The sequence below is a fragment of the Actinoplanes awajinensis subsp. mycoplanecinus genome (assembly GCF_001509495.1).
GTDB classification, from domain to species: Bacteria; Actinomycetota; Actinomycetes; order Mycobacteriales; family Micromonosporaceae; genus Actinoplanes; species Actinoplanes palleronii.
The window spans coordinates 45,304-67,529 of the sequence record NZ_LLZH01000001.1 but is presented as its reverse complement, the minus strand read 5'-3'; the positions used below and the strand labels follow the sequence as shown (position 1 = coordinate 67,529).

The 22,226-nt window shown below is 72.0% G+C and carries 19 protein-coding genes; 9 read left to right on the top strand and 10 right to left on the bottom strand.

All coding sequences use genetic code 11. The features are described from left to right. Positions 1 to 37: 37 nt before the first annotated feature. On the bottom strand, positions 38 to 574 hold the full coding sequence (locus ADL15_RS00290; RefSeq protein WP_067683692.1) for a DUF402 domain-containing protein: 537 nt from the start codon (positions 572 to 574) through the stop codon (positions 38 to 40). A gap of 213 nt (positions 575 to 787) precedes the next feature. Here ADL15_RS00290 and ADL15_RS00285 point away from each other — a divergent pair, with 213 nt between their 5' ends. After that, entirely contained in the window at positions 788 to 1,627 is an 840-nt protein-coding gene (locus tag ADL15_RS00285) for a hypothetical protein (protein WP_067683689.1), read from the top strand. Positions 1,628 to 1,762: 135 nt separating this feature from the next. On the opposite strand, the gene ADL15_RS00280 is transcribed toward ADL15_RS00285, so the two are convergent. Then, complete coding sequence (locus ADL15_RS00280) at positions 1,763 to 2,416, bottom strand: bifunctional DNA primase/polymerase (protein WP_067683686.1); 654 nt, start codon at positions 2,414 to 2,416, stop codon at positions 1,763 to 1,765. Positions 2,417 to 2,661: 245 nt separating this feature from the next. Between ADL15_RS00280 and ADL15_RS00275 the strand changes: the two genes are divergently transcribed. The 6 genes from ADL15_RS00275 to ADL15_RS00250 all read left to right on the top strand — a co-directional run bounded on the left by ADL15_RS00275 (position 2,662) and on the right by ADL15_RS00250 (position 8,593). Beyond that, on the top strand, positions 2,662 to 3,888 hold the full coding sequence (locus ADL15_RS00275; protein ID WP_067683683.1) for a helix-turn-helix domain-containing protein: 1,227 nt from the start codon (positions 2,662 to 2,664) through the stop codon (positions 3,886 to 3,888). A gap of 49 nt (positions 3,889 to 3,937) precedes the next feature. Beyond that, a complete protein-coding gene (locus tag ADL15_RS00270) occupies positions 3,938 to 4,522 on the top strand; it encodes a flavoprotein (RefSeq protein ID WP_083970782.1) in 585 nt (194 codons plus the stop codon). 19 nt (positions 4,523 to 4,541) lie between these two features. Continuing rightward, positions 4,542 to 5,393 carry a Nif3-like dinuclear metal center hexameric protein gene (locus ADL15_RS00265; protein ID WP_083970781.1) on the top strand — a complete coding sequence of 284 codons (852 nt, stop codon included), beginning with the start codon at positions 4,542 to 4,544 and terminating at the stop codon, positions 5,391 to 5,393. Continuing rightward, on the top strand, positions 5,390 to 6,124 hold the full coding sequence (locus ADL15_RS00260; RefSeq protein ID WP_067683673.1) for a zinc ribbon domain-containing protein: 735 nt from the start codon (positions 5,390 to 5,392) through the stop codon (positions 6,122 to 6,124). The genes ADL15_RS00265 and ADL15_RS00260 overlap by 4 nt, the downstream gene beginning before the upstream one ends. Continuing rightward, complete coding sequence (locus ADL15_RS00255; RefSeq protein ID WP_067683670.1) at positions 6,121 to 7,230, top strand: bifunctional RNase H/acid phosphatase; 1,110 nt, start codon at positions 6,121 to 6,123, stop codon at positions 7,228 to 7,230. Before ADL15_RS00260 ends, ADL15_RS00255 begins: the two co-directional genes overlap by 4 nt. A gap of 79 nt (positions 7,231 to 7,309) precedes the next feature. Beyond that, entirely contained in the window at positions 7,310 to 8,593 is a 1,284-nt protein-coding gene (locus ADL15_RS00250) for a glycoside hydrolase family 18 protein (protein WP_067683668.1), read from the top strand. A gap of 29 nt (positions 8,594 to 8,622) precedes the next feature. On the opposite strand, the gene ADL15_RS00245 is transcribed toward ADL15_RS00250, so the two are convergent. Then, positions 8,623 to 10,161, bottom strand: a complete 1,539-nt coding sequence (locus ADL15_RS00245) for a sugar transferase (protein WP_232343822.1) — start codon at positions 10,159 to 10,161, stop codon at positions 8,623 to 8,625. Positions 10,162 to 10,427: 266 nt separating this feature from the next. On the opposite strand from ADL15_RS00245, the gene ADL15_RS00240 reads away from it, so the two are divergent. After that, entirely contained in the window at positions 10,428 to 11,519 is a 1,092-nt protein-coding gene (locus ADL15_RS00240; RefSeq protein WP_067683666.1) for an LCP family protein, read from the top strand. A 3-nt stretch (positions 11,520 to 11,522) separates the two neighbouring features. Here ADL15_RS00240 and ADL15_RS00235 read toward each other — a convergent pair whose 3' ends face one another. The 7 genes from ADL15_RS00235 to ADL15_RS00205 form a co-directional block, all read right to left on the bottom strand. Then, complete coding sequence (locus ADL15_RS00235; RefSeq protein WP_067684162.1) at positions 11,523 to 12,719, bottom strand: hypothetical protein; 1,197 nt, start codon at positions 12,717 to 12,719, stop codon at positions 11,523 to 11,525. 5 nt (positions 12,720 to 12,724) lie between these two features. Next, complete coding sequence (locus ADL15_RS00230) at positions 12,725 to 14,206, bottom strand: hypothetical protein (RefSeq protein ID WP_067683663.1); 1,482 nt, start codon at positions 14,204 to 14,206, stop codon at positions 12,725 to 12,727. Continuing rightward, on the bottom strand, positions 14,203 to 15,363 hold the full coding sequence (locus tag ADL15_RS00225) for a glycosyltransferase (RefSeq protein WP_067683660.1): 1,161 nt from the start codon (positions 15,361 to 15,363) through the stop codon (positions 14,203 to 14,205). Before ADL15_RS00225 ends, ADL15_RS00230 begins: the two co-directional genes overlap by 4 nt. Before the next feature lie 12 nt (positions 15,364 to 15,375). Continuing rightward, positions 15,376 to 16,461: a glycosyltransferase gene (locus ADL15_RS00220; RefSeq protein WP_232343821.1), complete on the bottom strand. Its 1,086-nt coding sequence runs from the start codon at positions 16,459 to 16,461 to the stop codon at positions 15,376 to 15,378. After that, the gene (locus ADL15_RS00215; protein ID WP_067683653.1) at positions 16,458 to 17,600 is read right to left on the bottom strand and encodes a glycosyltransferase; all 1,143 of its coding nucleotides are present in this window, start codon (positions 17,598 to 17,600) and stop codon (positions 16,458 to 16,460) included. The genes ADL15_RS00220 and ADL15_RS00215 overlap by 4 nt, the downstream gene beginning before the upstream one ends. 142 nt (positions 17,601 to 17,742) lie before the next feature. Beyond that, a complete protein-coding gene (locus ADL15_RS00210; protein WP_232343820.1) occupies positions 17,743 to 19,176 on the bottom strand; it encodes a glycoside hydrolase family 55 protein in 1,434 nt (477 codons plus the stop codon). 30 nt (positions 19,177 to 19,206) lie between these two features. Then, positions 19,207 to 20,325 carry a hypothetical protein gene (locus ADL15_RS00205; protein ID WP_067683650.1) on the bottom strand — a complete coding sequence of 373 codons (1,119 nt, stop codon included), beginning with the start codon at positions 20,323 to 20,325 and terminating at the stop codon, positions 19,207 to 19,209. Between the two features lie 122 nt (positions 20,326 to 20,447). On the opposite strand from ADL15_RS00205, the gene ADL15_RS00200 reads away from it, so the two are divergent. Beyond that, positions 20,448 to 22,220, top strand: a complete 1,773-nt coding sequence (locus tag ADL15_RS00200; RefSeq protein ID WP_067683647.1) for a hypothetical protein — start codon at positions 20,448 to 20,450, stop codon at positions 22,218 to 22,220. The last annotated feature ends 6 nt before the right edge of the window (positions 22,221 to 22,226 follow it).

Sequence of the window (22,226 nt, the reverse complement as noted above, 5' to 3'; positions counted from 1 at the left end):
TCTGACAATTTCCGGGGTGCGCCGGCCGGGCGGCCGGTCAGCGGAAGCGGCGCCACCGGCGTGCCGGTGCGGCGGCCCGGGCGAGCCATCCGCGGTAGTGCCCGGCGAACGGCTCGGCGCCGCCGGTCAGCGCCGCGTGCAGCTCGGCGGTCGCGGCGGTGGCCGCGGTCACCACGTCGTCCGGGTAGCCGAAGCGGACCCGGTGCTCGGCGAACTCGTCCTCGTCGTCGATCACCACCCGGCCGTCGCGCAGGCGGATCAGGTCGAGGTCCAGGTCGACCAGGGTGAACTCGCCCGGAGCGGTGCGCCGGGCCGGCGTGGTCACGTCGCAGTAGATCTCCGAGCGGCTCGGCGCGGCCGTGAACGTCGCCATCCACCAGCTGTCCCGCGGGACCAGCCGGACCGCGTCGGAGCGGGTCCACGAGATCCGGCGCAGGCCGTAGCTGTAGCGCACCGTGGTGCCGCGCGGGGTGCCGATCCAGGTGCCGAACTCGTCCTCGCCGAGCAGCCGCCCGGTGACCCGGCGGTGCGGCCGGCCGTCGTACTTGCGCAACACCAGATCGACCGTGTCCACGACCGCGACGATAGCCCGCCGTCCGGCAACCGGACGGATCCGGAACGCAACGGGGGTGCACCCGGGCGCGGCTCATGTCCGGGGGCCGGCCACCGATTGCTGTTGTTACCTGCGGGAACGACCGCGGTGGGCGGGTCCGGCCGGTTCCCCCCGGCGAGTCGGGCCCGCCCGGCGGCTGCGCATCGGGCACTTTGATCACGACGGAGGCCGGCGATGAGCGTGGACCTGCACATCGGCGCGGACACCGAGAAGGTCGTGATCTCGGCGACCCGGGTACGGACCCGGGCCGGACGGGCGCGCTCACGTCGTACCGGATCGATGGTCGAAGCCGTGCCCCGGCCGCCTGCCCTGCGCACCCGCGAGGTTCGCATCGCGCGGACCGCGCGCCTCGCCCTGCCGCTGTTGTTCGCCTCGGCCCTGCTGTCCGCCACCGGGCTCACCTGGTGGCTGCCGGCGACCGTGAGCGCGGCCCTGGTCGTCTGGTTCTGGCGGTGGCAGGCCCGCGCCGCACAGATCGCCGCGTTCGCGGCACCGCGCGACCCGGAGTCCCGGGTGCTGTGGACCGAGCCGGAGCGCGCGGCGTTCGAGCGGGCCGTCACGGTCTCGCACCGGGTGCGCCGGACCTGGCCCGCGCTCGGCGACATGATCGACCCGGGGCTCGCCGACCACGCGCTCACCCGGGCCCTCGACGAACTGGCCGGACTGCTGGCCCAGCGGCAGGAGCTGCGCCGGGTCCGGGCCGGCCTGGACGCGACCCGGGACGCCGACATCCCGGCGGACAGCCCGGCCCGGTTCGCCGCGGACGCGCAGTGGGAGCGGGCCGACGAGCTCTGGCGGGAGACCGGCGCGGCGGCCAACCGCATCCTGCGTGCGATCGACAGCGCGGCCCGGGCCGGTGAGAGCTTCATCCGGGAACAGCAGGTGGCCGCGACCGCCCGGCACGCCGAGCGGGCGCTCGCCCGGGTCAGCGGGGTGCCGGCCGCGGCGAGCGGGCCGGAGCTGGCCGACCGCACCGATGCCGTGATCGCCGCCTACCGCGAGCTGGCCGCCTGAATTTTCACTCATCTGTTCACTCGTGTGGGTGACTCGCACCACGTCGGGGTGTGGGATACCTTGTCGGGTGACATGTGTACCCGTGCCCACACCCGGCACCCGGCCGCCGACAGCGACACTGTGGCGGCCGGTGGGTCAGGCCGCCCGGCGCAGGCTGGACAGCTGACGGGGGATGACCGGCCTGCGGGGCGCCCGGGTGGCGCTCTCGGCGAGCATCTCCTGCACCCGTTCCGGGTCGGGCAGGATCCAGTCCACCGCCGACGGCGGGACCTCCCAGCGGACCGGTCCCTCCACCATCCGGCTCGGTGGCGCCGGGATCCACGAGTTCTGCGCGTGGTGCACCACGTCCATGCGCAGGTCCAGTTCGGACCGGAGCGGACTGCCGGGCCGGACCAGGAACATCCAGCGCCCGGCCGCGGTGACCGCGACCGGACCGGCATCGCCGGCGTGCCGGTCGACGGCCGGGCGGCCCAGCATCGCCGGCACCTCCAGCACGTCGAAGGTGTCGCCGGTGGTGAGCAGCACGTTGTGCGGCCGGCGCCGCCACCACCCGGCCACCCGGGTGGGATCGACGGTGGCCGACTCGGCGAGCGAGTCGACGGCCGGATGACAACCCGTGATCGGGCACCCGGGGCGTCCACAGTCGAACCGGCGACCGGTCAGATAGGAGCCGGGCGCCACTGCCCAGCCGTGTTCGGCGTAAGCCAGCGCGGCCCGGCGCAGGCGCACCCGGTCAAGTCGATCGAGAAGCGACGGTCGGACGAACGGCTGACGGTTGGTCCACTGCATAGCCCAATTCCTCCCGGATCCGGGTCTGCTGCCGTCGTGTCGGGCGTTCCAGCCGTATCCCAGCGAGACGAACGTCGTTGGGCCGATCAGATCCACCCTTTGCAAGTTGCATAAAAAACTACGAGCATCGGTGAGCAGGCGATCACACACGTTGTGCGATCTGTACATACGTGAGCGGTCCACACTGCAGATCACTGGATGACTCACCGGCGGGAATGAGTCGCCGGGTGAGTGGGGGAGGCACCGTGGACGAGCTGCCGATCGGCCGCCGCGTCGCCTACTGGCGGGGCAGGCGCAAGATGTCCCAGCAGGTCTTTGCGGACCGGCTGGGCAAGAGTAAGAGCTGGGTCGACAAGGTGGAGCGGGGGGTTCGCCGACTCGACAAGTTCTCCGTGGTCTACGACATCGCGGATGTGCTCCAGGTCGATGTCCAGCTGTTGCTGGGCAAAGAGGTGGAGCGCAAGCCGGAGACGCAGAACTGCATCGACCAGGTGGAGGTCGAGGAGATTCGTGCGGCTCTGGAGCGTTATGACCAGATGAGTGCGTTCTTCCAAGCTGTGCCGCAATCGCCACCGCTGGCAGAGATGCACAAAGCGGTCAGCCACGCCTGGCTGACGTACCAGCACGCGAAGTACGGCGTCCTGGCCCGGGCGCTGCCCAAGCTGCTGCGCGACGCCCAGGCGGCGGACAGCGCGCACGCCAACAGCGAACAGGCGTCGAAAGCCGCGCACCTGCTCGGGCAGGTCTACCAGATCGCCTCGTCGGCACTGCGGAAAGTGGGCGAGCACGAGCTCTCCTGGCTGGCCGCGGACCGATCGATCGCGGTCTCCCAACGGGCCGGCGACCAGTTGCTGGCCGGCCTGGCCAGCTATCGGGTGGGCAGCGCGCTGCTCGCGCTCGGCCGGGTCCGCCCGGCGCTGGAAGTCAACGTCAACATCGCCAACCGGCTCGCGCCGGGACCGGACCGGCCCGAGGCCGACCAGCTCTCGGTGTACGGGATGTTGCTGCTCAACGGCGCGATGGCGGCGTCCCGGATCGGGGACAGCGCGACCGTGCGCGACCTGCTGAGCGGCGCCGAGCAGGCGTCCCTGCAGCTCGGTGGCGACTTCAACCACTACTGGACCTGTTTCGGTCCGACGAACGTGAAGCTGCACCGCTGTGCCACCGCCGTCGAGCTCGGTGACGGCCGGACCGCGGTGGAGACCCACGAGAACATGGACTTGGCGGGCTTCAACGCCATGCTCCCGGAACGACGGGCGCACCACTTCCTGGACATCGCCCGCGGCTACACCCAGATCGGCGACGTGGAGAAGGCCGGCGAGATGCTGCTGGAGGGCGACCGGCTCGCCCCCTCGGAGATCCGCTGCCGCCCGCTCGCCGCGGAAGTCCTTTCCGACGTGCTACGGCGGACACGGGGCACGCCGCCGGCTCCGATCGCGGAGCTGGCCGAACAGATGGGAGTCGGCGTATGAGGGGAGCCGTTAGTCCGTTTCCGGACGGCGGGTGGGGGGTCCGCGGGTAATGATGGGCAACCCCTCACCCGGTGTGCTGTACGTCCTCGTGTGCGGATCGCCGATGGCCCGCGACGTCGGGCTCCTCGTCGGCATGGCCCAGCGTGACGGCTGGGAGGTCTGCGTGATCACGACACCGGACGGTCGCAAGTTCGTCGACGTGACGGCCTTGCAGGCGCAGACCGGACATCCGGTGCGTACGTACTACAAGAGTCCCGGCGACCCGGACGTGCTGCCACCGGCCGACGCGATGATCGTCGCACCGGCCACCGTCAACACGGTCAACAAGTGGGCCGCCGGGATCACCGACACGCTGGTGCTCGGACTGCTGGTGGAGGGGTACGGGTATGGCGTGCCGACCGCCGTCGTCCCGTACACCAACAAGGTCATGGCGCTGCACCCGGCGCTGCACGACAGCCTGGCCAAACTCCGCGACTGGGGTGTGCACGTGCTCTACGGCGAGGACGTGTGCCGGCTCGGTGGCCCCGGCCAGACCGACCGGTTCCGCGGCCAGTTCCCGTGGCGGCGTGCCCTCCAGGCGGTCAGCAGCCCGGTCACGGCGTCGAGCCGAGTCGAGCCGGGAGCGGTTTCCTAGCCGTATAGAGTTTGCGCTCGTGACGGAGCCTGCCGCTGTACCGACGGTTCGCCAGGTGGTTGATGCCTTGGACGGACGTTATCCGCGGAACTGGGCGGAATCCTGGGACCGGGTCGGTCTGGTGCTCGGCGAGTTCGAACACGCCGTCGCCCGGGTCCTCTGCGTCGTGGACTGTGTGCCGGAAACCGTCGACCAGGCTCTCGAGGTCGGCGCCGACCTGATCGTGGCGCATCACCCGTTGCTGCTCAAGCCGGTGTCCTCGATCGCCCCGGACACCTTCAAGGGGCGGATCGTGCACCGGCTGATCCGTGCCGAGGTGGCGCTGTTCACCGCGCACACCAATGCCGACGTCGCCAACCCGGGCGTCTCCGACGCGCTCGCTGCCCGGCTCGGCCTGACCGGGTTGCGCCCGCTGGCGCCGGCCGAGGGTGCGGCTGCCGGTGGTGGTCGTGGCGCGGGCCGGATCGGCGAGCTGGCCGAGCCGCTCACCCTGGCCGAGCTGACCGCTCTCGCGGCCGCGCGGTTGCCGGCCACGGCGGGCGGGGTGCGCGCCGCTGGGGATCCGGGGCGGGTGATCCGTACGATGGCGGTCTGCGGTGGCGCCGGCGACTCTTTCCTGACCGAAGCGGCCCGGGCCGGGGTCGACGCGTATCTTTGCGCGGACCTGCGGCATCACCCGGCCGGCGAGCATCTCGCGAACGACGGCCCGGCGCTGCTCGACGCCGCGCACTGGGCGACGGAGCGACCCTGGCTCGACGACGTGGCCGCCTGGCTGCGCGCGGAATTCCCCGTCGATGTGGTGGTGTCCGACCTGGACACGGATCCCTGGACCGTTCATACCGCCTCTGCGCATAAGGAGACCCACCCGTGAAGGCCGCCCCAGAAGCCCAGCGTCGCCTGCTCGACCTGCAGGCTGTCGACACCGCCCTGGCTCAGCTGGCGCACCGCCGCAAGAGCCTGCCCGAGCTCGCCGAGATCGAGGCGGCGTCCCGGGAGATCTCCGCGCTGGAGGACGAACGGGTCCGCGCCCAGGTCACCGTCGACGACCTGGACCGGGACATCTCCCGGTTCGAGAAGGACATCGAGCAGGTGCGGCTGCGCAAGGACAAGGACCAGAAGCGGCTCGACTCCGGCGCCGCGATGCGTGAGATCGACGGCCTGCAGCACGAGCTGGCCACGCTGAAGCGGCGGCAGTCCGAGCTGGAGGACGCCGAGCTGGAGCTGATGGAGCAGCGCGAGGCCGGTGTCGCCGGGCTGGCCGACGTGCAGGCCCGGATCGCCGCGGCGGTGCAGCGGCGCAACGACGCCGAGAAGCGGCGCGACAGCACGCTCGACGAGATCACCAAGGAGCAGGAGTTCAAGTCGGGGGCCCGCGGCCCGCTCGCCGGTGACCTGCCGGCCGACCTGGTCACCCTGTACGACAAGATCCGTGCCGACTCCGGGATGGGTGCCGCGCTGGTCTACGCCGGGCGCTGCGGCGCGTGCCGGATCGAGCTGTACGGCGCCGACCTGAACCGGGTGAAGACCGCACCGGCCGACGAGGTGGTGCGCTGTGAGGAGTGTCGCCGGATCATGGTGCGCACGTCGGAGTCCGGGCTGTGAGCGGTGACCTGCGGGTCGTCGTCGAGGCCGACGGTGGTTCCCGGGGCAACCCGGGCCCGTCCGGGTACGGCGCGGTGGTCAAGGACGCGGTGACCGGCGAGGTGCTGCTGGAGCGGTACGCCGCCCTCGGCACCGCCACCAACAACGTCGCGGAGTACTCCGGCCTGATCGCCGGTCTGCGCGCCGCCGCCGAGCTGAACGCCACCCGGGTCGACGTCCGGATGGACTCCAAGCTGGTGATCGAGCAGATGGCCGGCCGCTGGCAGATCAAGAACTCCGGGCTGCGTCCGCTCGCCGCCGAGGCGGCCGGTCTGGTCGCCAAGTTCGACGAGGTCACCTACGGCTGGATCCCGCGCGAGCGGAACAAGGACGCCGACGCCCTGGCCAACCGGGCGATGGACGAGGCGGCCGGCAAGACGACGCCGGAGCGGGTGGAGCGCGAGCTCACCGTCCCGAAGCCGCGGTCCTGGGCGCCGCCGTCGCTGGAGAACGCCACCCGCCTGATCCTGGTGCGGCACGGCGAGACCGCGATGACGTCGCAGGGCCGGTACTCGGGCCGTGGCGACGTGCCGCTCACCGACGCGGGCGAGGCGCAGGCGATGGCCGCCGGTGGGCGGGTGGCCGGGCTGTCCCGGGACGTCGGCGCGGTGCTGGCCTCGCCGCTGGTCCGGTGTGTGCGTACCGCCGAGCTGATCGCGGCCGAGACCGGTGGCCTGCCGGTGACGGTGATGGACGACCTGATCGAGTGCGACTTCGGGCTCTGGGAGGGCAAGACCTTCGCCGAGGTGCAGGAGGGCTGGCCGCGGGAGATGACGGCCTGGCTGGAGTCGACGAGTGTGGCGCCGCCGCAGGGTGAGTCGTTCCAGACGGTGGCCAAGCGGGTCCGTGGCGCGCTGGCGAAGATCATTGAGGCGTACCCGGGTCAGACCGTCGTGGTGGTCTCGCACGTCTCGCCGATCAAGCTGATCCTGCGGGACGCGCTGGCCGCCGGTGACGCGTTCCTGCACCGGTTGTTCCTGGACGCGGCCGGGGTGTCCACCATGGACGTCTGGCCGGACGGCAACATCGCGGTCCGCTCGGTCAACGAGACGGCCCATCTTCGATAGAAGTTGTTGACCCTCCAGGGTGAGACGTTTAGTTTCCTCGATTAGGAAACTTTCTTCACCGTTTCGCCCTGGAGGGCTCATGAACGGTTTCACCCGTCGTCTCATCGCCGTGACAGCGGCCGCCACGGCCGTCGTGGCCACGGCGCCGGTGCCGGCGCAGGCCCATAGCAGCTCGTACGTCAAGGTCGGCTACTTCACGCAGTGGGGCATCTACGGCCGCGACTTCCAGCTGGCCAAGGTGCAGAAGTCCGGTGCCGCCGCCCGGCTCACCCACCTCAACTACGCGTTCGGCCCGGTGACCGCGGACGGCGTCTGCGCCTCCGCCGACCCGTGGGCCGACTGGCAGACCCCGTTCTCCGACGCGAACAGCGTGGACGGTGCCGGTGACGTGGCCGGCCAGCCGATCGCCGGGAACCTCAACCAGCTCGCCGAGCTCAAGAAGAAGAACCCCAAGCTGCGGGTGCTGATCTCGCTGGGCGGCTGGAGCGGCTCGGCGTACTTCTCGGACGCGGCCCTGACCGACGCCTCCCGCAAGAAGCTCGTCTCGTCCTGCGTGGACCTCTGGGTCAAGGGCAACCTGACCGGTCTCCCCGACGGCGTGGGCGCCGGCATCTTCGACGGCATCGACCTGGACTGGGAGTGGCCCGGCTCGTCCGGCAACGACGGCAACGTCATCCGGCCCGAGGACAAGCAGAACTTCACCCTGCTGGCCGCGGAGTTCCGGGCCGAGCTGGACAAGCTCGGCAAGGCGAACCGCCGGCACTACGACCTGACCGCGTTCCTGCCGGCCGCGCTCGCGAAGATCGACGCCGGCTTCGAGGTCGCCAAGATCTTCAAGTATCTGGACTTCGGCACCCTGCAGGGCTACGACTACCACGGCACGTGGGAGGCGAAGACCAACCAGCAGTCCGCGCTGCGGGTGCCGGCCGGTGCGCCGGACAACCCGGACTTCTCGGTCGAGAACACGGTCAACGCCTGGCTCGCCGGTGGCGCGCCGAAGCGCAAGCTGGTGCTCGGCCTGCCGTACTACGGCCAGGGCTGGACCGGGGTGACCGGTAGCGGCAACGGGCTGTTCCAGCCGGCCGCCGGCCCGGCGCCGGGCGTCTTCGCCGCCGGCACCGAGGACTTCAAGACGCTCAAGCAGCTGCCGGCGCAGGGTTACACCGTGCACCGCGATCTGCGCAACGGTCACGCCTGGCTGTTCGACGGCAAGACCTTCTGGACGTACGACGACCCGGCCGTGCTGCTGCAGAAGACCCTCTACATCCGGTCCCGGGGCCTGGGTGGCGCGATGATGTGGTCGCTCGACGGTGACGACGACAAGGCCACCCTCACCAAGACGGTGTCGCTGGGCCTGATCTGAACCGCCCGGGGGACGCCGGCCGTCCGCGGTCAGCGTCCCCCGGCGCGCAGCACCTCGGCCATCGTCCGCAGCACCACCTTGACGTCCAGCCAGAGCGACCAGTTCTCGATGTAGTAGTTGTCGAACCGCGCCCGGTCGGAGATCGGGGTGTCCCCGCGCAGGCCGCTCACCTGGGCCAGCCCGGTCAGGCCGACCGGTACCCGGTGGCGCATCGCGTACTCCGGGTAGTCGTGCGAGAACCTGTCGACGAAGTACGGCCGCTCCGGCCGCGGGCCGACGATGCTCATGTCGCCGCGCAGCACGTTCCACAGCTGGGGCAGCTCGTCCAGCGAGGTGCGCCGCAGGATCCGCCCGATCGGGCCGACCCGCGGGTCGTGCTGGATGTTCCAGTTGGTCTGCGACTCCTGGTCGTCCACCGGGCGCATCGACCGGAACTTGAGCAGGTCGAACGGCGCGCCGTACCGCCCGATCCGCTGCTGGCGGAAGATGATCCCGGGGCCGCCCTCGAGGCGTACGGCCAGCGCGCAGAGCAGCATCACCGGGCTGAGCAGCAGCAGGGCCGCCGTCGCGACGAGCAGGTCGGAGGTCCGTTTCACCGCCCACTTCGGACCGTCGAGCGTCGGACGGCGCAGCCGCACCACCGGGATGGCGCCGATGTGGTCCGGCGCGCCGAGGCCCTGGGAGAACTCGCGCAGCCGGGGCACCATCCAGAGGTCGCAGTCCCGCAGCCCGGGGGAGAGCACGATGGTCAGCAGCCGGCTCTCCGGGCACTCCACGTCCGCGATGATCACCACGTCGCAGTCGGTCTGCTGGACCAGTTTCTCCAGGTCGTCGAGCTTGCCGACCAGGGGCATGCTCTCCCGGCGGTCGTGGCCGGTGCTGGCGACGTCGACGAAGCCGCCGAAGCGCAGGCCGTACTGCGGGTAGCGGCGCAGCAGCCGGGCCAGCTCGACGGCGACCGGGCCGCCGCCCACGATGATCGCGCTGTGCTCGACCCAGCGGCGGCGGCGGGCCATCAGCACCACCAGCCGGCTGGCCAGCCGGCCGGGCAGCAGCAGGACCGCGGAGATCGCGGTGAGCCGCAGGAAGCCGTCCACGTTGTCGATCGAGTCGTGCCGGATCGCGACGGCCATCGCCACCGCGGCGGCGCCGGTCAGCATCCGCAGGTACAGGCCGGGCAGCTCGTCCAGGACGCTGAGGTGGCGGCGGGCCCGGTACAGGCCGCCGACGGCGAACAGCCCGACGGTGACGGCCGCGGCCGAGACGGTGGCCTTCCAGTACTGCTGGCTCCAGGCGATCGGGGCGACCAGGGCCAGCACGTCGGCCGGCAGGGTGGTCATCCAGGCGCGCAGCGGCCGGGTCCGTTTCGCGGCGAGCGACGCCACGTACGGCAGCACCACGGTGGAACCGAGGTCGGTGGGCTCCTCGGTGCGCTGCGCCGGGATCCGGGTGCTGTGCCGGGACGGCGTCCACCAGCCGAACGCGCCGCCCTGATCCGGCTCGCCCGATTCCGTGGTGGTGGGCCCCGGTGGCTGGTGCCCCGGTAGCGCCGGACCGAAGTGCTGCATGGTTGAGGCCCCTGTGCGCCGAACACGGATCACTCCCGTGATTCGAGGCGGATCGTAAGGGTTTGGATCGGTCGATGCCACCCCGGCTCGGGGCATTTGCTGGCTATGTCGTGTTCAGTTCCGGGCTGACAGGGTGCCCGGCGGTGTGACCTTCGCCATTGATGGCGGGTGAAGTGTAGGCATTTGGGTAACGCCACCCGGCGATCACTGTGTACCGGTCACGCGGCGCCCCGTGCCGGGTTGCGAGGATCAGTACCATCTTCGCCATGCCGACCCGAGAGCCGATGTTCGACTCCGACGCCACTGTGATCACGGAGCCGACCGATGCCCCGGACCTGGGCGCGCCCGCGAAGCACAAGAGGCCGCGGAAGAAGTGGAAGATCGTACTGATCGTTCTGCTGGTGCCCGTGGTCCTGGCGAGCATCGGTCTGCTCGGCGGGGTCTGGTACCTCAAATCGGTCGAGGGTGACGTGGTCCGGGTGGACGCGTTCGCCCAGGTGCCGGAGGCCACCCGCCCGCAGAAGGAGGCGGCGGCCGGTGAGGCCACGAACTTCCTGCTGCTCGGCAGCGACTCCCGCGACCCGGAGAACGACGGCGGCTCGCGCAGCGACACGATGATCGTGATGCACATCAACAAGGAGCGGTCCGCCGCCCAGCTGATCTCGATCCCGCGCGACACCTGGGTGCACATCCCCAAGTCGGCGGACGGTCAGCACGGCAACACCAACGCCAAGATCAATGCGGCGTTCGCCTGGGGCGGGGTGCCGCTGATGGTCCAGACCGTCGAGGAGTACACCAGCGTCCGGATCGACCACGTCGCACTGGTGGACTTCTCCGGCTTCAAGGAGATCGTCGACGCGCTCGGTGGCGTCGACATCGACGTGGAGACCGCGTTCACCTCGACCCACTCGCTGAACGCCAACAGCATCCGCAAGTTCGAGAAGGGCCCGCAGACGATGGACGGTGCCGCGGCGCTGGACTACGCCCGCGAGCGGTACTCGTTCAAGGACGGCGACTTCGCCCGGATCCGGCACCAGCAGCAGGTCATCAAGGCGATCCTGAACAAGGCGGTCTCCGGTGGGGTGGCCACCAACCCGAGCCGGCTCAACGCGTTCCTGAAGGCGACCACCAACACGGTGAGCGTCGACAAGGACATGAACCTGGTGACCATGGCGATGGACCTGCGGCACCTGCGCAGCGAGAACCTGGCGTTCTTCACCAGCCCCACCAAGGGCACCGGCACGATCGGCGACCAGAGCGTGGTGCTGGCCGACAAGGCGAAGGCGAAGGCGCTGTTCGCCGCGGTCCGCAAGGACGACACCGCGGCCCTCACGGCCATCGTCGCGCAGAACAAGTAGAGGTCAGGCGGCGGCGGGCAGCTGGTCCGCCGCCGGGACCGGCGTGCGCGGCGTCCGGGAGATCCGGTACGCGAACCACGCGACCACCAGCGCCTCGCTGATCAGCAGCGAGAGCAGCAGATCCGGCACCCGGTGCACCCAGGTCACCGACGCGGCCAGGGCACCGAGGGCGATCATCCGGGAGCCGACCCCGGAGACCAGGTACCGGCGGGGCGCCGCCCAGATCATGTGCCGTACCGACATCCAGGTCGCGAACATCAGCAGACCCTTGTACGCGCAGAACGTCGCGACCGTGATCAGGGCCAGGTCGCGCAGGTCCGTGGCGAGCAGCCCGCGCACCCACGGGCTGGCCGTCACCACCACCGACACCGCGACCCAGCCCGCGACGGTGAGCAGCCGGAGCGGGTTGACCAGGCGACTGCGCCGGCCGAGCACCACGTCCTCCCGGGTGGTGGCGGACAGCAGCACGTGGAACGGCCCGAACGCCAGCTCCAGCGCGCGCAGCACGACGACCGCGGCCGGCCCGGCCAGGGCGCCCGCGACCGACGGCAGCGCCACCGAGTAGGCCAGGTCGACCGAGGCCGTGACGAAGTAGGTGGCGCCGGCCCTGAGGCTCGCGACGTAGCCGGGGCGTACCGTGCCGGCCGCCACCCGGCGGTGCAGCAGCAACCAGGCCAGCACCGCGAGCTGTCCCGGCACCGACGCGACGTCCACCCGGATCCCGGCCAGGGCGAAGGCGCCGCCGCAGACCATGGTCCCGATCGCGACGAGCTGCGGGATGAGGTTGGCCCGGGACGTCGAGCGGGTGCGGGCCTGCGCCCAGAACATCGCCTCCAGCGGCAGCTGGAGCAGGACCGGGGTGAGCATCAGCAGCCGGTCGCCCCAGCTCGCCGCGGGCAGCGCGACCGTCGCGGAGACCCCGGCGATCACCGCGACCGGGATCAGGGTGGCCGCCGAGGCCCGCCGGGCCCAGGACTCCACGTCCCAGGTCGCGGGCAGCAGCCCGGCCGAGATCGGCCGGCCGATCAGCGACTCCATCAGCGTGAACGGCAACGCCAGCAGGATGCCCTGCAGGGCGACCAGCGGCAGGCGTGCGGTGTCCGTCCAGGAGGCGAGCAGGAACAGCACCACACTGGAGAGCCGGGACAACGCCTGCACCGACAGCTGAGAGTGCTGGAGCTTGGTCAGCAGGCGGATCATCGCCGTCACCTGCCGGATTCGGCCTGCTGCGCGGGTTGGTCCTGGTCCTGGTCCTGCCGGGGCCGGGGGATGACCGGTGTCACGACCGCGGCCACCTCCGCCTCGTCAGCGGCCGCCGCGGTCTTCGCGGTGTACGCCCAGAAGACCACCAAGCACATCATCGCGGCCGCGTACTCCCAGGTCTCGACCATGAGGCTGGCCAGCGCCAGCCCGGCGAGCAGCGCCAGGTGCACGGCGAGGTACGGCCGTCGCTCCGAGCCCCGGGAGAGCCGGAACAGCGCCCAGCCGACCAGCGCCACCACCGCGATCAGGATCGGGATGCCCAGCTGCAGCGAGATGCTGACGAAGTAGTTGTCGACGAAGACCAGGGTGGCGGAGCTGGACACCCGGGAGCCGGTGGCCGCGCCGACCCCGCCGACACCGAGGCCGTACCAGGGTGCGCCGGAGGCCAGCAGGTTGCCCCAGACCTGGAACCGCTCGAAGGTGCTGCTGGAACCGGTCGCGCCGATCGCGACGAAGCCCAGCGCCACCGCCACCATCGTGCCGAAGCCGATGAACCGGGCCCGCTTGCGCATCGCCGCGCCACCGCCACGGTTCAGCACCACGGCGCTGAGCAGGCCGCCGGCCAGCAGCAGCGCGCCGGTCCGGTTGGTGCTCAGCGCCAGGGCGACGGCTGCCGCGCCCGCGGCCACATGCCACAGCCGCCGGCGCGGACGCAGGTCGCGGACCAGCCACAGGGCGGCGTACCCGAGCAGGAACCCGCCGGCCAGCAGCCCGAGCTCCGCGTTGACCTCGGTGAGCCCGGGCGCGCGGAAGGTGTCACCGATCAGCCGGACCCCGCGCTCGGGCTCGAAGCCGAGCGCGACGAGTTCGGCCGGGCCGATGATGTACTCCACCACCGCGGCGACCGCGTTGGCGATCACCATCCCGGCCAGCACCGAGACCAGCAGGGTGATCTCCCGGACGGTCAGCGCGCCGACCAGGACGAACAGGATCAGCGGCAGGGTGGTGAGCCGGTCGCCGACCAGGGTCTGGGTGATCCCGTGGTCGGCGAAACCGATCAGGCTCCACACCCCGAGGACGACGATCACGACGGCGCCGGCCAGCAGCGCCCGGCCGCGCGGCGGGCGGCGCAGCAGGGTGACCGCGAGCAGCGAGCACGCGACGACCGCGGAGGACAGGCTGAGCGCGTAGTCCCGGCCGCCGAACGCGTGGCCGAACAACGCCTGCACGCCGGTCATCCACAGGCCCAGCGGCATGCAGAAGACCGCGGCCAGGTAGATCAGGCCGGGGAACGGACGGACCGCCACCACCAGCAGGAAGAGGGCGACCGGGGGCAGCGCGGGTGACGCGCCGGCGAGCAGGCAGACCGGGATGCCGGCCACCAGCACCGCCGCCACACCGATCAGGATCGCGCGCCGGGCACCCGGTCGCAGCTCACGCCACCACCGCAGAAGTGATGGTGCCTGGAGGAAGTCGACGATCACCGCACCACAGCTTCCGGCCTCGGGGACGCCGCCGCGAGATAGGCGGCGAGGACAGCGTCCACATGCTTGTCCCACGCCAGTCGTTCGCCGTCACCCAGCGCCGAGGCGGTGAGGGCGGCGTACTCGGCGTCGGGCAGGGACGCGGCCTGCTCGAGCCGGTGACGCAACTCGCCCGGCCCGTCGAAGAGCAGTCGTGACCCGGGGGACGCCATGACCGGCTCGGCGATCTTACTTGCCACGATGGGCCGGCCCGCGACCAGTGCCTCGGCGCAGACCAGACCGTACGTCTCCGGCCAGGTGCTCGGGAACAGCAGCCAGCCGGCCCGCCGGAACGCGGCCTGTTTGCCGGATTCGCCGAGGTAACCGAGGTAGTGGACGGAGGGGAACGCGGCGGCCGCGGCCTCGGCGTCGGCGCGCAGCGGGCCGTCCCCGCCGAGCAGCAGCGTGCCGTGCTCCCGCAGCGGGCTCGTCGTCCAGGACCGCAGCAGGTCGCCGACGCCTTTGTGCTCGGCGAGCGCGCCCAGGTAGAGGAAGGTGGCCCGGTCGCCCGGCGGCAGCGCGCGCCGTCCGGCCGGCACCGGCAGCGAGAGCAGCACGACGCGCTGGTCCAGGTCGCGGGTGGCCGGCACGTGCCGGAGCATCACGTCCCGGGTGCGTTCCGAGCCGTAGAGCAGCGTGACGTTGCGCAGGGCGCGGGCCACCCGGGCGGCGCGGACCGCGAGCAGCCGGTCGAGCGCCGGCGAGCGACCGATGTTGCCCAGCGCGTTGCCGGGGTCGGCGATCGCGAAGTCGTGCACGGTGTGCACGGTCGGGTACCGCTGCGCGATCCGGGCGATCGGCCGGATGCCCAGACCCTGCCAGTTGTGCACGTGCACTGCGTCCGGTGCGAATCCGGCCAGATCGCGCGGGTGCAGGCCGGTCGCGTCGGCCACGTCACCGAGGTGGACGAAGCCCTTGCGCAGCGGACCGGCCCGGTCGGCGAGCCGATCGGCCAGGCGGGTGCGGACCGCCTGGTCGGCCGGCTCGGCGTGCGGCGAGGGACGGCTGAAGACCTGGACCTGATGACCGCGTTCGATCAGAGCGCCGCTGAGGTCACGGACGTAGGTCTCGGCGCCACCGCGCACCGCGAACGAGGAGTGCACCATGGCGATCCGCATGTCCCCGCCGTCCTAGAGCCGGGCCGCGACGGCCGGCGCGCCGCCGCTGAGCAGGGCGTGCAGGTGTGCGGTGGCGGCACGCCAGGACCGGCCGCCCGGCTCGGCCGCGGTGACCGGCGGCCGGTCGGTCAGCTGCCGCAGCGCGTCGACCAGCGCCGCGCCGGACCAGGTCGTCATCCGGGCCGCCGCGCCGCCGGTGGCCTCCAGCAGCGCCGGGTCGGGGGAGATCACCGTCGGGGTGCCGAGCCGCAGCGCCTCGGCGGCGGGCAGGCCGTACCCCTCGAAGTGGCTGGGCATCACGAACGCGGCGGCGCCGGCCACGGTGGCCGCGTACTCGGCGTCGGAGAGACGATCGAGGAAGATCACCCGGTCGGCGGCCGGTGACGCGGCCGCCGCGCGCAGGAAGGCGTCCACCGGACGGCCGCCGGTGAGCACCACGAGGTGGTGGCCGGGCAGGTCGGCGAGTGCCTCGACGGCGAGTTCGACACCCTTGTGGGCGGCGTGCCCGGGCACCACGAGGTAGCGCCCGCCCCGGTCGTGCACGGCGGCCACCGGTCCGGGCAGGACACCCGGCGTCACGGCGAGGTCGCTGCCCGGGTGCCAGACCGTCGTTTTCTCGTACGGCACTCCGTAGAGCCCCAGCAGGTCGTGCCGGGTGCGCGCGCTCACGCAGAGCAGCCGCTCGGAGCGGCCGATCGCGGTGCTGTAGCTGAGTTTGCGGTACTGCCGTACGGATGCCGAAAGACCGTCGGGCCAGAGCCGGAACGCCAGGTCGTGCACGATCGTGGTGACCGGGAGCCGGCTGCCCCGCACGGCCAGCGACGGGCTCAGCGACAGCACCCGGGTCCCCGGCCCGGCGTCACCGCCGGTGACCTCGCGCAGCGTCCGGGTCGCCTCGGCGATCGTGCCGATCCGGCCGTCGCGCTGGGTGCCGGCCACGGTCACCTCGGCGGCGGTGTCCGCGGGCGGCTGCCAGCCCGCCGGGGCGGCCACGATCCGCATCCGCTCGCCGGCCGGCCAGCACCGCACCACCTCGGTGAGCACCCGGGTGATGCCGCCCGGGCCGACACCGCTCGCGTCGACGACGGTGCTCGTCACCAGGTGCCTCCGGCCAGGTCGTCGATCCAGTGGGTCATCCGCTCGGCGAACCGGTCGGACGAGAACGCGGCGGCGTGCGCCCGGATCGGCTCCGGTGACAGCTCGCCGGCCCGGTGGACCGCGTCCGCGTACCGGCCCGGGTCGAGGGAGTCGACCAGGAAACCGGTCACGCCGTCGCGGACCGTCTCCAACAGCCCGCCACGTGCCAGCCCGACGACCGGGGTGCCGCAGGCCTGCGCTTCGACCGGGATCATGCCAAAGTCCTCGTGCGCGGGGAAGAGCAGCGCACGGGCGCCCCAGTACAGCTCGCGCAGCCGCTCGCGGTCCGGTCGTACCTCGAAGGTGACCTCGACCCGGGCGGCGGCGGCGAGCCGCCGCAGCCGCTCCTCCTCCGGCCCGGAACCGGCCAGCACCAGCGGCAGGTTCGCGGCGTCGGCGATCGCGATGATCAGATCGAAGTTCTTGTACGGGATCCAGCGCCCGATCCCCAGCAGGTAGTCCCGGGACTGGTGCCGCTGGCTCTCCGGCGCGGCACCGAAGTAGTCCACGTCCACCGGCGGGTTGATCACCTCGGCGTCGCGTTTCCAGAACCGTTTGATCCGGCTCTGCACCTCGCGCGAGTTCGCCGCGTACGCGTGCACGTGCCGGCTCAGCCGCAGGTCGGCCTGCTGCAGCACCCGGCGCGGCACGGTGAGCAGCGGGTGCGAGCCGCGGCCGTCGAAGTCCGGGCTCCAGACGTAGCGGGCCGGGGAGTGGATGTAACTGAGGTGCCGGGTCCGTTTCGGATCACCGAGCTTGACGGTGTGCGCGAACGCGTGGCTGGACGAGACCACCACGTCGAACTTCTCGCTGGTCAGCGTCCGCCAGACCAGCGGCATGGCCGGCAGCGAGAGGGCCTTGCTCTGCTTGAGCGGGGTCCGGGCCAGCCAGGACTGCCGCAGGCGCAGCTCGTCGGCGGGCACCCCCTCGTCGGTCCAGAGCACCAGCCGCTGGGCCTGCGGCAGCAGGTCGGCGATGGCCAGGAAGACCGCCTCCGAGCCGCCGGTCGCACCGAACCACTCGTGCACCACGGCGACCCGGCGGCCGCCGAGCAGCGCCGGCTGGAGGGCGCCCCGGCCGGCGGAGCTGTTGACGGTCATGGTTCTCCCAGGTGCTCGGGTGGCGGATGCCGTTCTCGCGCAGGTACGTCACGCTCTGCCGGCTGGGGAAGTCGGCGGTGACGGAGTGAGCGATCCGCCGAGCGATCTTACGGTGCTGTCCACGGCCCGGCTGTCCCGTCGGTCACTCCGAGCCGAGCACCCGGACCGTGCCGTCGGGGAATTGCGCGCAGAGCTGGGTGCGGCCGCCGGCGACCCGGACGAAGACCCGTACCGAATCGGCCTGCGGCAGGCCGCGGACGGTCTGCGCCCGCATCTCGAACGCCGGGCTGACCACCAGGCTCTTGGCCGGATCGGTCAGGCCCTCGAGGATCTCGATCCGGCAGGTGCGGTTCGGTGTGCCGATCCACGGCTTGCCGGTGCCGGCCACGTACGCCCCGTCGGTGTGCACGCCCGGCTGGGTGAGCGAGGCGCGGACCGTCGATCTGTTGCCGAAGCCGTTGCCGAAGTCCACGGCCGCCGTCGCACAGTTCATGATCTTGGTGTCGATCACGCAGCCGGCCGGTTCGCCGTCGACGGGTCCCGGTACGAACTGGATGCCGATCTCACGGCGGTCGCCGGTGTGGTTGCCGCCGATCACGAAACCGCCCCACCAGCGGCAGTCGTTGCGGGAGATCCGTACGCCGATCCCGCCGTTGAAATCCGCGTAGCAGTTCACGCAGCCGATCGCGAGCGCGGCCAGGTCGAACGAGACGGGCTGCGCGATGCCCCAGCCGTGACAGTTCACCATCGACGTGGCGTGCGCCTCGCCGGCCAGCCGGAAGCCGATGCCCTCGTTCTCGAAGGCCAGGCAGTTGACGAACATCGAGTCGTGCGGCCCGTTGAAGTTGAATCCCGAGCCGCCGTTGTGGTGCGAGCGGACCGCGGTGAGCCGGGCCTCCATCTGGTGCGACAGTCCGGGCAGCCCGGCCGTGCCGCTCCACTCGCTGTAGACGCCGTCCTGCCGGCAGTTGAAGACGATCAGCTCGGACAGCTCGTACTGGCAGCCGTAGATCCGCAGACCGAAACCGCCGTCCGGGTTCTCGCCCTTGTTGCCGTCCAGGGCCAGGTCACGGATGCTGAAGCCGAGGATGCCGCCGGCGTCGTCGGTGCCGGAGAGCCGCGCGAAACCGTCCGACTCCAGGATCGCGCTGTTGGCGCCCGGGTGCAGCCGTAGCACCGTGGTGTCACCGCCGGCCCCGCGCAGGTGCACGTTCGACCCCAGCACCAGCCGCCGGGTGAGGTAGACCCCGGCCGGCAGGAAGACCAGGCCCGCACCGGCCGCGGCGGCGTCGAGCGCCTTCTGCAGCGCCCGGGTGTCGTCGGTCTTGCCGTCACCGGCCGCGCCGAACTGCCGGACGTCCAGAAAGGACGTCCCGGAGGTGTCCGCGGCCGACATGTACCGGCCGACCACCGCGCCGGTGACTCCCGCGCCGACGGCCACCGCGCCACCGCCGGTGAGCAGGGCTCGGCGCGACGGCGACGGCAGACCGCCAGCCATGGCGGGCAGCTGGTCGTCGCGCCAGCGCTGCCACCACATCCGGACGGTGTTGCCGATCGCGGTCGTCCATGGAGTCACGGCGGGAAGGCTAACCGACGCGAAGACGTCTCAGCTGTGACGCTGCCAGAGATCACGCAGCACGGCCCAGTTGCCGCCGAGGTCCGCCTCGCAGGACGCCTCGAGCATCAGGGCGGCCAGCTGGTCCTCGTCGCGCTCCCAGGACATGCCGCACAGCGCCACACCGCTCTGCTGCCGGAACGCGTACTCGACGATCTTGCCGGGTGCCTGGGTGACGCCGCCGTTGGTCCGCTGCGGATCCTGCACCCCCGGCGCGACCTCGTCGGCGTTGAGGTTCAACTGCAGACGGTACGACCGTGCCGCGTTCTTCTGCGCTGCCGCCTTGTAGACCACGAAGTGCACCCACGCGTCGCCGTACCGGCAGGTCACGTGCCGGCTCTCGTCGGGGCCGAGCGCCGGGGCGCCCTTCTCGGTGTTGGCGATGCAGTTGCCGAGCGAGGTGATCCACGGGCCGGCCAGCCCGGCCAGGTCGCCGCCGAGCTTCTCCCGGTTGGTCGCCGTCAGCCGGGCCTCGAACAGCGGCACCGACGGCGCCGGGTCGGAGGTCGGGTTGTCCGAACCGCCGCCGGAGTCCCCGGCGGAGCCGATGAAGTAGCCACCGGCGCCGAAGGCGATCGCGGCCACCAGGATGCCGCCGATCCAGCCGGCCAGCCAGCCACCCGACCTCGCCGGTTTCGCGGGCGGCGCCGGACGCAGCGGCGGCACCGGTGCCGGCGGGCTCGACTGCTGCTGCGCGGTGTTCCAGGAGTTCTCGGTGGACGTCTCGTTCCACGAGGCGATCGCGGGTGGAGCGCTGTTCGGCTCGGGGAAGGACTGCCACGGCGGTGCGCTGTGCGGCTCGGGCGAGTTCTGCCACTGCGGCGCGGGGGCCGGTGCGGGCGCCGTCTGCCAGGGCAGGGTCGGCGGGCCGGGCTGCGGCGGCTGCGGCGGTGCGACCGGGTCGGGCGAACTCTGCCACGGCGGGGCGCTGTTGGGCTGCTGCGGCGCGGTGGTCGGCAGGGGCGGCGTCTGCCACGGCAGGGTCGGCGGCCCGGGCTGCCGCGGCGCGGGCGGGCCGTCCCAGGCGGGCGCCTTCGGTTGCCGGTTCGCGGGGGCGGTTTCGCCGTTCGCGCCGGGTTCCGTCGGGGGGTGCGTCGCCTCTTCGTTCACGGCCCGCAGGGTAGCAGCAGCCGGTCAACCTGCGTGTCGCGCCGCCGATCTTCGCCACCGTATGATCCCGCGCATCGACGGGGGCGGCTGCGCACGCGCGCGGCCGCGACAGCAGGGAAGCGATGGATCAGGTGAGCGACCAGAGCGGTGTGGAACGGGTGCTGGAGCGGCCGTCCGCCGGACCGGCCGGAACCGGGGCGCCCGCGGGGCCGCGCTCCCGGCCGCGGGTGGTGCGCCTGCTCCGGCACGAGTGGTTCCTGGCCGCGGCCGGATCCGTGCTGCTCGCGGTGCTGATGACCTGGCCGCTGATGCGGGACCCGGCACACACCTTCGCCTCCGACTTCTGGGACCCGTCGCTGCAGGCCTGGCAACTGTCCTGGATGGGCTGGGCCCTGCTGCACAGCCCGGGGCAGTTCTGGGACACCAACGCGCACTTCGGCGAGAGCTGGTCGTTCGCCTACTCCGACACGCTGCTGGGCTACCTGCCGTTCGGCCTGATCGGCTCGGGCAGCGAGGCCGCCGTGCTGCGCTACAACCTGCTCTTCCTGCTGGCGTTCGCGGGCGCGTCGTTCGGCGCGTACGTCCTGGCCCGCCAGCTCGGCGCGAACCGGGCCGGCAGCCTGGTGGCCGGCCTGATCTTCGCCTACGCGCCGTGGCGGTACGCGCACATGTCGCACCTCAACATCCTGTCCATCGGCGGGATCGCGCTCAGCCTCGCGATGCTGGCCCGCGGGCACGGCTACTCGCTGCGGCACGGGTACCGCCCGGCGCAAGCCCGGCCGGCCTGGGCGCTCGGCGGGTGGCTGGTCGCCGCCTGGCAGATCACCCTCGGCTTCGGGCTGGGGCTTCCCTTCGGGTACGTCCTCGGCGCGCTCACCGCCGCGTCCGTGCTGTTCTGGCTGGTCAAGCGGCCGCCGTTCGGCAAGCGGCTGTTCCGCGCCGACCTGGCCGGCGTGCTGATCTTCCTGGCCGCGGTCGGCCTGATGGCGATCCCGTACCTGAGGATGCAGCAGGCCTACCCCGGCAGCGCGCGCACGCTCGCCGAGATCAATTCGTTCTCCGGCGACGTCCGGCAGTTCGTCACCGCGCCCGGCTTCGAGTGGCTGTGGGGCCGTGACAACCAGGAGCTGCGCGACGCGCTGATCCCGCAGGGCGGCGGCGAGGTGTGGAACCTGCCCGGGTTCTTCGCGATCGGCCTGGCCGGGCTGGGCCTGGTGGTCTCGGCGTGGTCGCGGCGGCACCGGGTGCTGATGCTGCTCGCGGCGTTCGCCTTCGCCTGGGTCGGGATGGGCATGCGCGCGCCGTGGAACTACGGCTACCAGATGCTGCACCACTGGCTGCCCGGCTGGGACGCGATCCGTACGCCGGGCCGGCTGATCCTCTGGGTGACCCTGCTGCTCGGCCTGCTCGCGGCCGGCCTGATCACCGCGCTCGCCGAGCAACTTACCGGCCGGGTGGCACGGCCGGTGCTGGCCGTGTTGCTGCTGCTCCCCGCCGGGCTGGTCGTTCTGGAAGGCGTGCAGATCACGCCGTTCCGCGACGTGCCGAAGGCGCCGGTGGCACTCGGCTCGCTGGCCCAGCCGGTGCTGGTGCTGCCCACCGACAAGCTCGCCGACCTGCTGGTCATGCTGTGGTCGACGGACGGCTTCCCGACCGTCGCGAACGGCTCCAGCGGGTACATCCCGCCCCGGCTCGAACAGCTGCGGGCCACCGTCGCGTCGTTCCCCGACGCGGCGAGCGTGCGATACCTGCGCGACCGCGGCATCCGTACGGTCGTGGTGCCCCGCCGGTCGTACTCGGATCCGGTCCCGCCGGCGACGTTCACCAAGCCGGTCGACGGTCTCGGGATCACCCGCGAGGAGCGCGGCGACGCTGTCGTCTTCGGCCTCGGCTGACCTGCC